The following is a 10,284-nucleotide window of genomic DNA, read 5'->3' on the forward strand; positions in this document are numbered from 1 at the left end:
GGCCCATGAAAAAAGGCGGCCACGGCCGCCTTTGTTTTTTTTGGAACCGCGCCCGGCTCAGTGCCGGAAGTGGCGCACGCCCGACAGCACCATCACCACACCGCGCTCGTCGGCCGCGTCGATCACTTCCTGGTCGCGCATCGAGCCGCCCGGCTGGATCACGCAGCCCGCGCCCGCGTCGACCACCACGTCGAGACCGTCGCGGAACGGGAAGAAGGCATCGCTGGCCACCGCCGTGCCCTGCAGCGACAGGCCCGCATGCTCGGCCTTGATGCTCGCGATGCGCGCCGAGTCGAGGCGGCTCATCTGGCCCGCGCCCACGCCCATGGTCATGCCGTCGGCGCAGAACACGATCGCGTTGCTCTTCACGTACTTGGCGACCTTCCAGGCGAACAGCAGGTCCTGCAGCTGCTGCGGCGTGGGCTGCTTCTTGCTCACGACCTTGAGGTCGGACAGCGCGAGCTCGTGGTTGTCGGCGGTCTGGATCAGCAGGCCCGAGCCGACGCGCTTCACGTCCGTCGCGTTGCGGCCGTTGTCCCAGTCGGTGGCACCGCCCGGCGGCAGCGCGATCTCGAGCACGCGCACGTTGAGCTTGGCCTTGCTGGCCTGGAACACCTCGAGCGCCTCGTGCGTGTAGCCCGGGGCCATCAGCACCTCGACGAACTGCTTGGCCACGGCCTGCGCGGTGGCGGCATCGACGGTGCGGTTGAAGGCGATGATGCCGCCGAAGGCCGAGGTCGGGTCGGTCTTGAAGGCCTTGGCATAAGCCTCGGCCGCGTCCTTGCCGACCGCCACGCCGCAGGGGTTGGCGTGCTTGACGATCACGCAGGCCGGCACGTCGAAGCTCTTCACGCATTCCCATGCCGCATCGGCGTCGGCGATGTTGTTGTAGCTGAGCTCCTTGCCCTGCAGCTGCTTCGCCGACACCAGCGAACCGGGCGCCGGATGCAGGTCGCGGTAGAACGCGGCCTGCTGGTGCGGGTTCTCGCCGTAGCGCAGGTCCTGCACCTTCACGAAGCGGCCGTTGCTCTGCGCCGGGAACAGCGAGCGCGTGGGCGTCGATTGACCCTGGCTGGTCTCGAAGTCGATCGCCGAGAGGTAGTCGCTGATCGCGCCGTCGTAGTCGGCGATGCGGTTGAAGGCGGCGACAGAGAACGCGAACTTGGTCTTGTCGCTGAGCTTGCCGTCGGCCTTGAGCTCGGCCAGTGCCGTCGCGTACTGCGAGGCGTCGGTCAGCACGCCCACGTCCTTCCAGTTCTTGGCGGCGCTGCGCACCATGGCCGGGCCGCCGATGTCGATGTTCTCGATCGCGTCTTCGAGCGAGCAGCCGGGCTTGGCCACGGTGGCTTCGAACGGATAGAGGTTGACGATCAGCAGGTCGATGGTGTCGATGCCGTGCTGCTCGATGGCCGCCACGTGCGCCGGCAGGTCGCGCCGCGCGAGCAGGCCGCCGTGGATCTTCGGATGCAGCGTCTTCACGCGGCCGTCGAGCATCTCGGGAAAGCCGGTGTGGTCGGCCACCTCGGTCACCGGCAGGCCGGCATCGGCCAGCAGCTTGGCGGTGCCGCCGGTGGACAGCAGCTTGATGCCCAGCGCATGCAGCGCCTGCGCGAATTCGAGGATGCCGGTCTTGTCGGAGACGGAAATCAGTGCGGTCTTGGCCATGGTGTCGTTACGCCGTGCGTTCTCGTTCATTTCAAAAGTTTGTGTTCGACCAGCTTCTTGCGCAGCGTGTTGCGGTTCAGGCCCAGCCACTGGGCGGCCTTCGACTGGTTGCCCTCGGCGCGCGTCATCACGACATCGAGCAGGGGTTTCTCGACCACGCGCACGAGCATCTCGTACATGCCGTCGGGTTCGGTGCCGCGCAGGTCGCGGAAGTAGCTCTCCAGACTGGTGCGCACGCAGTCCTCGATGTGTTTCTTGCTCATGCTTTTCTTCTCTTCTCTCAATCGGCGGCGCAGGCCGCCTCCTCTTCGCCGGACAGCTCTTCGGCCGCCTGGTGCTGCGGGATGCGGTCCATCTGGTCCGCGAGCCCGTCGAAATACTCGCCGACCGCGCGCAGCTGCGCCTCGCAGTCCTCGATGGCGTTCATGCGCGAACGGAATTCCTCGCCGCCGGGCAGCGCGCGCACGTACCAGCCGATGTGCTTGCGCGCGGTGCGCACGCCGCTGTAGTCGCCGTACAGCGCGTAGTGCTCCACCAGGTGGTCGAGCAGCAGCCGGCGCACCTCGGCCACCAGCGGCGGCGCGCGGTGCGTGCCGGTGTCGAGGAAGTGGGCGATCTCGCGGAAGATCCACGGCCGGCCCTGGGCCGCGCGGCCGATCATCACCGCGTCGGCGCCGGTGGCCGCGAGCACCTCGCGCGCCTTCTCGGGCGAACGCACGTCGCCGTTGGCCACTACCGGCACGCGCACCGCGGCCTTCACGGCGGCGATGGTGTCGTACTCGGCCTGGCCCTTGTAACCCTGCTCGCGCGTGCGGCCGTGCACCGTGAGCATCTGTACGCCGGCCGATTCGAAATCGCGCGCGAGCTTCACCGCGTTGCGGTGCTCCATGCTCCAGCCGGTGCGCATCTTGAGCGTGACCGGCACGCCATGCGGCTGCGCCGCATCGACCACCGCGCTCACGATCTCGAGCGCCAGCGGCTCGTCGCGCATCAGCGCCGAACCGGCCCACTTGTTGCAGACCTTCTTGGCCGGGCAACCCATGTTGATGTCGATGATCTGCGCGCCGCGCTCGATGTTGTAGACCGCGGCCTCGGCCATCATGGCCGCGTCGGTGCCCGCGATCTGCACCGCGATGGGGCCCGGCTCGCCGTCGTGGTTGGCACGGCGCGAGGTCTTGAGCGAATTCCAGAGGTCCTTGCGCGAGGTCACCATCTCGCTGACCGCGTAGCCCGCGCCGAGCGCGCGGCACAGCATGCGGAAGGGCCGGTCCGTCACGCCGGCCATGGGCGCGACGAACAGGCGGTTCTCCAGCGTGTGGTTGCCGATCTGCAAGGTCATGACGGAGGAAGGCTGTGCGCGTCGGCTGCTGAAAAATGAGGCACGATTGTAGCCACCTGCCATTTCAGTGACTGAAACGATTTGCGCCGATTCGCGCCGCTGGTACGGGTGTAAACACGGGTGGAAATCCCATGCGCGGCGGCGCCTTTTCCGACTCGGCATCGCGAACGCGCTGCCTATACTGCGCCGACCTTATGCAAGCCTGGCTCGACGCACTCCTCGCGCTTCTCGCGCTGCCGCAATACGGCCTCTCCACGCTGTTCATCGCCGCCTTCATCTCGGCGACGCTGCTGCCCGTGGGCTCGGAGCCGGTGCTGTTCGGCCTGCTCAAGCTCAATCCCGAGCTGTTCTGGCCCGCGATCGCGGTCGCCACCGTGGGCAACACGCTGGGCGGCGCGGTCGACTGGTGGATGGGCTACGGCGCACACAAGGTGGCCGACAAGTACTCGCACTCGAAGCACCACGTGCGCGTGCTCGGCTGGCTCGAGCGGCTCGGCCCGAAGGCCTGCCTGCTGAGCTGGCTGCCGCTGGTCGGCGATCCGCTGTGCGCGGTCGCGGGCTGGCTGCGGCTGCCGTTCTGGCCCTGCCTGGCCTACATGGCGATCGGCAAGTTCCTGCGCTACGTCACGATGACGGTGGCGCTGCTCTACGCCTTTCCGTCCTGAACGAGGAACTCAGTTCAGCAGCTCGTACGGGCCGCCGCGCTCGAGCGCCTGCTGGTAGGCGGGGCGCGCATGGATGCGCGCGAGCCAGCCCATGAGCTTCGGGCGTTTCGCATCGAGCCCGCCGCGCGCATGCGCGGCCTCGACCACGAAGCTCATCTGGATGTCGGCGCCGCTGAATGCATCGCCCGCGAACCATTCGCTCTTGCCGAGTTCGGCTTCCATGTAGTTGAGGTGGCTCGCGATGTTCGGCAGGATGAATGCCGACTTGGCCTTGGCGGCGATGGCCTTGGCCACCGGCTTGGCGAAGAAGGGCATCTTGCTGCTCTCGATGCGGTCGAACACCAGCTTGAGCAACAGCGGCGACATCGCCGTGCCCTCGGCGAAGTGCAGCCAGTAGCGGTAGCGCAGCGCCTCGGGCGTGAGCGGCGCGGGCGCGAGGCGGCCCTGGCCGTAGCGCTCGATCACGGTCTCGATGATCGCGCCCGATTCCGCGAGCACCAGTCCATCGTCGGTGGTCACCACCGGCGACTTGCCCAGCGGATGCACCGCGCGCAGCGAAGCGGGCGCCAACATGGTGTTCGGATCGCGCTGGTAGTGGACGATCTCGTAGGGCAGGCCCAGTTCTTCGAGCAGCCAGAGCACGCGCTGCGAGCGCGAGTTGTTGAGATGGTGGACAGTGAGCATGGCGGGGTTGGAATGAAGCGAGGGCGACGGGGCGCGGCAGTCTAGCGTGACGCGCGGCAAAGCGCAGCCCTGTCAGCGCGGTCGCCTACAGGCGCGGGCGAAGCCGCTTCCTACACTGGCCGCATGACACCGACCACCACGCCGACCCCGCCGCGCCGCATGCACGGGGGCTGGCGCGGCGCGACGTTCGCGCTGCTTTTCACGGCGGCCGCCGTTGCCCACCGTCCCGCGCAGGCCGCGCTCGATCCCGAGGCGCTCTACCAGCATGCCTCGCCCGCGGTCTGGACCGTCAAGGGCGACCGCGGCGACAACCAGGTGACCGTGGGCAGCGCCGTGGCGGTCACGCCCACCGCGCTGGCCACCGCCTGCCACGTGGTCGACGGTGCCGCGGCCGTGACCGTGATGCAGGGACAGACCACGATCAAGATCGGCAGCATCCTGCGCGACCCCGATGCGACGCGCGACCTCTGCGTGCTGATGACCGAAACACCGTTGCAATTGCACGCCGTCGAGATCGCGCCGGCCGACAGCCTGCGCGTGGGCCAGCGCGTGTTCGCCATCGGCAGCCCGCACGGCCTCGAGCGCACGCTCAGCGAGGGCCTGATCTCGGCGCTGCGGCCGCGCGCGCCGGGGCAGTTGCCGATCGTCCAGACCTCGGCGCCCGTGTCCTCGGGCTCGAGCGGCGGCGGCCTCTTCGACACCGACGGCCGGCTGATCGGCGTCACCGACCGCATCTCGCCCGGCGGTTCGAACCTGGGCTTCGCCTATCCCGCGCAATGGGTGATGGAACTGCCGCAGCGCGTGATGGCCGAGCGCGAGACCTGGCGCGAGCTGCTCAAGACCGTGGGCGTGGTGCTGCAATCGAACGGCGAGCCCACGCCCTCGGGCCATGCCGACATCGCCGACGAGTCCGCGCTGCCGGTGGTCGGCGCCGATCCGCAGCAGATCCGCGTCGCCTACCGCCAGTTCCTGCTGCAGGCGCGGCCACGCGCCTTCCTGATCACCAGCGACAGCCGCTTCGGCACCGCCACCAGCTCGGCCGCGCTGACCGAGCATCTCAAGGGCTGCACGCAACGCAAGGTGGTGTGCGCGGCCTACGCGGTGGACAACACGGTGGTGTGGGGCAAGCAGCAGGCGGCGCGCTGAACCGCCCGCCCTCGACTCAGCTCAGCGCGCGAAGAGGGGGGCCGCGATCAGGCGGTGGAACGACTCCCAGCTGTCCGAGACGGTCCACACGCCATTGACCCGCGCCACGGCAAAGACCAGCGGCTGCATCACCGCTTCGGGCAGTTCGACCTGGACATAGATCCGCCCTCGTCCCCGCTGGTACAGGACGGTCGACACGGCGACCACATCGTCGCGCTGCCCGACGATGGCGCGAAGACGCTCGTGCACCCGCTCCTGGAGCCGCTCGCCATCGAGGTTCTTCGCCCGGTCTTCTTCCTGCGGATTGACCAGCAGGACATCGGCGCCCTCGCGCAGGAACGCGAGACCCAGCGGAGGAAGCGCCCCGTCCCTGCGCATGAGCTTCTCGCCCGCCTGGGTCGAGGCGAACACGGCCTGGGCGAAGAGTTCGTCGTTCGACATCGAGGCCATGGCCGTTCGCGGCGAGCTCAGCCGCCGCTGCTTTCCCTGCGGATCAGCCACTGGCCGCCCGAACGCTGCAACTCCAGCGTCTTGCGGCTCACCTCCCTCAAGGTGTCCGCACGGTAGTTCTGCCGGAACCGGGCGCTCGCGGTCTCGCCATCGACGCTGATCACCAGGTCCTCGAGCGTGACGCCGATGCTCGACTTGCTCGTGATGCGGGCCCGGCGCTCTTCTTCCCACCGGAAGCGGCTCTGGCCGCGAGCCGGCGTGAAGTCCGGCGCATAGGCCGCCAGGTAGCGATCCACATCCCGCGCCGACCAGGCCTGGGCCCAGGCGCGCACCGCGGCCTCGACCTCGGCGGCGCCGGCTTGGCGCACCGCAGGCGCCGCCGGTTGGGTTGCGGGCTGGGTTGCCGGCTGAGTTGCGGGCTGGGTTGCGGGCTTGGCGGGCGCCGCCGACGTGTCCTGCGTCGCGGAGGTATCCGGTGCCTCCCGCGCTATCGCATAGCCCGTGAAGATCCAGCGGTTGTTCTCGCGCGCAAAGCTGATTCTTTCGGAGGCTTTCCTGCCGCTGTCCAGTTGGGTGGAGAACACGACATTGGCATAGAGGCCCGCGGGAAAACCGGACTCGTTGTCGGCCTGGTATTTGAGGCGCGTCACGCTCGACCACTCGCGATCCGTGACGGGTCCCATCGACAGCCGCGCCTTTCGCGTGGCCCGCACGAAGGCGGTCTTGCCCATGCGGCTCTTCAGCACGCTGGAGCCCGAATCCCAGAGCTCGCTCACCTGGTCGGCGTCGGCCTTGCGAAGGATGTCGGTCGCGGCGCGCAGCAATTCGTCGGACGCCGCATCCGACACCGGTGGCGCCGCGGCGGCGATCTGCAAGCCCGCGGCCACGAGGCAGGCGGCAAGCAGGCGCGTGAATATCCGGTTCATTGAATTCCCTCCCCTTTTTTATTCCTGGATGTTTGAGCATCCCTCGATAATTCCGAATCGAGCCCGACTCAAATCAATAGAATGATTTGGCTTGGATTTCAATCAGAATTCGTCGGATTCCAAAGAGAATTCACCCCGCAGGAACCCAAAAACGCCCGGGATAATACACACGCAGGATTTCATGAATTGCCACTCAATTCGGAGACATCCGAATTTCCGAGAAGCAAATCACGCTCTCCAGTTGAACCGGCTTTGAAATGAACAGGAATGGGCCAGATGCGCCGACGCGAGCAGGAGGCTGCGTCGCTGGCAAGCGTGAAGCGAGGGAGGTGGAGACGGCGCCGGACCCGTGACGCTGCGGATCACGGCGCTTTTTTCATCGCGCAGGGCGCGAAAGGTTCAGGAACTGAACAGGAAGTTCATCACGTCGCCATCCTTGACGACGTATTCCTTGCCTTCCGAACGCATCTTTCCCGCGTCCTTCGCGCCCTGCTCGCCCTTCAGCGCGATGTAGTCGTCGAAGCCGATGGTCTGGGCGCGGATGTAGCCCTTCTCGAAATCGGTGTGGATCACGCCGGCCGCCTGCGGGCCGGTGTCGCCGACGTGGATGGTCCAGGCGCGCACTTCCTTCACGCCGGCGGTGAAGTAGGTCTGCAGGCCCAGCAGCTTGAAGGCGGCGCGGATCAGGCGGTTGAGGCCCGGCTCGTCCTGGCCGATCTCGGCCAGGAACATCTTCTTGTCCTCGTCGTCCATCTCGGACAGGTCGGCCTCGATCTTGGCGCAGATCGCCACCACGGGCGCGTTCTGCCTGGCGGCGTACTCGCGCAGGCGGTCGAGGTAGGGGTTGTTCTCGAAGCCGTCTTCCGCCACGTTGCCCACGAACATCGCGGGCTTGGCGGTGATCAGCGTGAAGCTCTTGACCAGCGGCAGCTCTTCCTTGGTGAACTCGAGCGCGCGCACGGGCTTGTTCTCGTTGAGCGCGGCCTGGCAGCGCTCGAGCAGGCCGACCAGCTTCTGCGCGTCCTTGTCGCCCGAGCGGGCCACCTTGGTGTGGCGCTGCAGCGCCTTCTCGACCGTCGACAGGTCGGCCAGGCACAGCTCGGTCTGGATCACCTCGATGTCGGAGATCGGGTCGACCTTGCCGGCCACGTGGATCACGTTGTCGTCGTCGAAGCAGCGCACCACGTTCACCGTGGCGTCGGTCTCGCGGATGTGGGCCAGGAACTTGTTGCCCAGGCCTTCGCCGGTGCTGGCGCCGGCCACCAGGCCCGCGATGTCCACGAACTCGACGATGGCGGGCACCACGCGCTCGGGCTTGACGATGTCGGCGAGCTGGGCGAGCCGCGGATCGGGCACCTCGACGATGCCCACGTTGGGCTCGATGGTGCAGAAGGGATAGTTTTCCGCTGCGATGCCGGCCTTGGTCAGCGCATTGAAAAGGGTGGATTTACCGACGTTGGGCAGGCCGACGATGCCGCACTTCAAGCTCATGGGGGGTCCTCAGGTGAACCGGCGATTTTAGGCGAGGCGCCCCGCCCGGCGGTTCGGGCAGGCGGCTAAACAGGGCCGGCGGGTCAGGGTAAAACCCGATGAAAACCCGATAAGCAAACGTTTGCGCAAACGTTTTCGTCCATTACCATCGGCGCCGGGCCGCCAGATCGGTCATCGTTCGTTCCAACACACCTCAGGAGACACGCACCATGAAGTTCACCCGCCGCACCGTGCAGACCGCCGCCGCTCTCGCCCTGCTGGGCACCTTCGCCGCCACGCCGGCGCTCGCGCAGGACAAGCCCAAGGTCGCGCTGGTGATGAAGTCGCTGGCCAACGAGTTCTTCCGCACCATGGAAGACGGGGCCAAGGCGCACCAGAAGGCGAATTCGGGCAAGTACACGCTGGTGACCAACGGCATCAAGGACGAGACCGACACCGCCGCGCAGATCAAGATGGTCGAGCAGATGGTGGCGCAGAAGGTCAATGCGCTGGTGATCGCGCCGGCCGATTCGAAGGCGCTGGTGCCGGTGGTCAAGGCCGCCATCGACAAGGGCATCCTGGTGGTCAACATCGACAACCGCCTCGACGCGGCCGCGCTGAAGGAGAAGAACATCCAGGTGCCCTTCGTCGGCCCCGACAACCGCGCCGGCGCCAAGCTGGTGGGCGACTACCTCGCCAAGAGCCTGAAGTCGGGCGACAAGGTCGGGATCATCGAAGGCGTGTCGACCACCTTCAATGCGCAGCAGCGCACCCTCGGCTACCAGGACGCGATGAAGGCCGCCGGCATCAACGTCGCGGGCGTGCAGTCGGGCCAGTGGGAAATCGACAAGGGCAACACGGTGGCCGCCGGCATGATGCGCGAGAACCCCGACCTCAAGGCCCTGCTGGCCGGCAACGACAGCATGGCGCTGGGCGCGGTGGCCGCGGTGAAGGCCGCGGGCAAGGCCGGCAAGGTGCAGGTGGTGGGCTACGACAACATCGGCGCCATCAAGCCGATGCTGGCCGACGGCCGCGTGCTCGCCACGGCCGACCAGTTCGCCGACAAGCAGGCGGTGTTCGGCATCGAGACCGCGCTGAAGGCGATCGCCGACAAGAAGAGCCAGGCCGACATGCCGGCCGAGATCAAGACCGACGTGGTGCTGGTGACCAAGGACTCGAAGAAGTAAGCACCGCGCCGCTTCCACCGCTGTCACACACCTCGAGAGACCACCCTTGCCGGCGCCCATGTCCGCAACTTCCGCCACGCCGCTCTTCGCGCTCCACGACATCGGCAAGGACTACGCCGCGCCGGTGCTCGACGGCGTGAGCCTCACCTTGGAGGCCGGCGAGGTGCTCGCGCTGACCGGAGAGAACGGTGCCGGCAAGAGCACCCTCTCCAAGATCGTCTGCGGCCTGGTCACGCCGACGCGCGGCACGATGCTGCTGGGCGGCGCGCCGTTCCAGCCGGGCTCGCGCCGCGACGCCGAAGCGCACGGCGTGCGCATGGTGATGCAGGAGCTCGGGCTGGTGCCCACGCTCACGGTGGCCGAGAACCTGCTGCTCGACCGGCTGCCGCAGCGCGTGGGCTGGCTGCAGCGCGCCGAGCTGCACGCGGCCGCGCGGCTGCAGTTGGCCAAGATCGGCCTCTCGCACATCGACCCAGCGGTGCCCGTCTCGCGCCTGGGCATCGGCCAGCAGCAGATGGTGGAGATCGCGCGCAACCTGCTCGACGACACCCGCGTGCTGATCCTCGACGAGCCGACCGCGATGCTGACGCCGCGCGAGACCGAGCACCTGTTCGAGCAGATCGCGCTGCTGAAGGCGCGCGGCGTGGGCATCGTCTACGTCTCGCACCGGCTCGAGGAACTGCAGCGCATCGCCGACCGCGTGGCGGTGCTGCGCGACGGCCGCCTGGTCGACGTGCGGCCGATGGCCGGCG

At 67.6% G+C, this 10,284-nt stretch carries 11 protein-coding genes; 4 read left to right on the plus strand and 7 right to left on the minus strand.

What is annotated here, in order from left to right:
* Positions 1-57: 57 nt before the first annotated feature.
* From purH to dusB, 3 genes are read right to left on the minus strand one after another with little or no spacing between them, the layout of a single operon-like run.
* Positions 58-1,665 (minus strand): bifunctional phosphoribosylaminoimidazolecarboxamide formyltransferase/IMP cyclohydrolase, encoded by a 1,608-nt coding sequence (gene purH / locus AC27VN_RS21140; RefSeq protein WP_296782911.1) that lies wholly within the window; start codon positions 1,663-1,665, stop codon positions 58-60.
* A gap of 26 nt (positions 1,666-1,691) precedes the next feature.
* Positions 1,692-1,928 carry a Fis family transcriptional regulator gene (locus tag AC27VN_RS21145; protein ID WP_057590811.1) on the minus strand — a complete coding sequence of 79 codons (237 nt, stop codon included), beginning with the start codon at positions 1,926-1,928 and terminating at the stop codon, positions 1,692-1,694.
* Between the two features lie 17 nt (positions 1,929-1,945).
* Positions 1,946-3,004: a tRNA dihydrouridine synthase DusB gene (gene dusB, locus AC27VN_RS21150; protein WP_093347929.1), complete on the minus strand. Its 1,059-nt coding sequence runs from the start codon at positions 3,002-3,004 to the stop codon at positions 1,946-1,948.
* 194 nt (positions 3,005-3,198) lie between these two features.
* Here dusB and AC27VN_RS21155 point away from each other — a divergent pair, with 194 nt between their 5' ends.
* Positions 3,199-3,669: a YqaA family protein gene (locus tag AC27VN_RS21155; protein WP_489040937.1), complete on the plus strand. Its 471-nt coding sequence runs from the start codon at positions 3,199-3,201 to the stop codon at positions 3,667-3,669.
* 9 nt (positions 3,670-3,678) lie between these two features.
* On the opposite strand, the gene AC27VN_RS21160 is transcribed toward AC27VN_RS21155, so the two are convergent.
* A complete protein-coding gene (locus AC27VN_RS21160) occupies positions 3,679-4,353 on the minus strand; it encodes a glutathione S-transferase family protein (protein ID WP_490877778.1) in 675 nt (224 codons plus the stop codon).
* 123 nt (positions 4,354-4,476) lie between these two features.
* Here AC27VN_RS21160 and AC27VN_RS21165 point away from each other — a divergent pair, with 123 nt between their 5' ends.
* Positions 4,477-5,499: a trypsin-like peptidase domain-containing protein gene (locus tag AC27VN_RS21165; protein ID WP_490877779.1), complete on the plus strand. Its 1,023-nt coding sequence runs from the start codon at positions 4,477-4,479 to the stop codon at positions 5,497-5,499.
* A 21-nt stretch (positions 5,500-5,520) separates the two neighbouring features.
* On the opposite strand, the gene AC27VN_RS21170 is transcribed toward AC27VN_RS21165, so the two are convergent.
* From AC27VN_RS21170 to ychF, 3 genes are all read right to left on the minus strand, one after another.
* A complete protein-coding gene (locus tag AC27VN_RS21170) occupies positions 5,521-5,940 on the minus strand; it encodes a hypothetical protein (RefSeq protein ID WP_093347937.1) in 420 nt (139 codons plus the stop codon).
* A 26-nt stretch (positions 5,941-5,966) separates the two neighbouring features.
* The gene (locus AC27VN_RS21175) at positions 5,967-6,875 is read right to left on the minus strand and encodes a DUF4019 domain-containing protein (RefSeq protein ID WP_490877780.1); all 909 of its coding nucleotides are present in this window, start codon (positions 6,873-6,875) and stop codon (positions 5,967-5,969) included.
* Between the two features lie 399 nt (positions 6,876-7,274).
* Complete coding sequence (gene ychF / locus AC27VN_RS21180; protein WP_093347939.1) at positions 7,275-8,366, minus strand: redox-regulated ATPase YchF; 1,092 nt, start codon at positions 8,364-8,366, stop codon at positions 7,275-7,277.
* Positions 8,367-8,575: 209 nt separating this feature from the next.
* Between ychF and AC27VN_RS21185 the strand changes: the two genes are divergently transcribed.
* Both AC27VN_RS21185 and AC27VN_RS21190 read left to right on the plus strand, forming a co-directional pair.
* The gene (locus AC27VN_RS21185; protein WP_208513906.1) at positions 8,576-9,532 is read left to right on the plus strand and encodes a sugar ABC transporter substrate-binding protein; all 957 of its coding nucleotides are present in this window, start codon (positions 8,576-8,578) and stop codon (positions 9,530-9,532) included.
* Positions 9,533-9,590: 58 nt separating this feature from the next.
* Positions 9,591-10,284: ATP-binding cassette domain-containing protein (locus tag AC27VN_RS21190; RefSeq protein ID WP_490877781.1), on the plus strand; the 694-nt coding region annotated here is incomplete at its 3' end.

The organism is Variovorax sp. 20P10.2.4 (assembly GCF_058244205.1).

Bases quoted from the DNA above. Each gene is read 5' to 3' on its own strand.
- AC27VN_RS21165 (WP_490877779.1), top strand. From the start codon at position 4,477: ATGACACCGACCACCACGCCGACCCCGCCGCGCCGCATGCACGGGGGC.
- AC27VN_RS21170 (WP_093347937.1), bottom strand. From the start codon at position 5,940: ATGTCGAACGACGAACTCTTCGCCCAGGCCGTGTTCGCCTCGACCCAG.
- AC27VN_RS21155 (WP_489040937.1), top strand. From the start codon at position 3,199: ATGCAAGCCTGGCTCGACGCACTCCTCGCGCTTCTCGCGCTGCCGCAA.
- AC27VN_RS21175 (WP_490877780.1), bottom strand. From the start codon at position 6,875: ATGAACCGGATATTCACGCGCCTGCTTGCCGCCTGCCTCGTGGCCGCG.
- dusB (WP_093347929.1), bottom strand. From the start codon at position 3,004: ATGACCTTGCAGATCGGCAACCACACGCTGGAGAACCGCCTGTTCGTC.
- ychF (WP_093347939.1), bottom strand. From the start codon at position 8,366: ATGAGCTTGAAGTGCGGCATCGTCGGCCTGCCCAACGTCGGTAAATCC.
- AC27VN_RS21185 (WP_208513906.1), top strand. From the start codon at position 8,576: ATGAAGTTCACCCGCCGCACCGTGCAGACCGCCGCCGCTCTCGCCCTG.
- AC27VN_RS21160 (WP_490877778.1), bottom strand. From the start codon at position 4,353: ATGCTCACTGTCCACCATCTCAACAACTCGCGCTCGCAGCGCGTGCTC.
- purH (WP_296782911.1), bottom strand. From the start codon at position 1,665: ATGGCCAAGACCGCACTGATTTCCGTCTCCGACAAGACCGGCATCCTC.
- AC27VN_RS21145 (WP_057590811.1), bottom strand. From the start codon at position 1,928: ATGAGCAAGAAACACATCGAGGACTGCGTGCGCACCAGTCTGGAGAGC.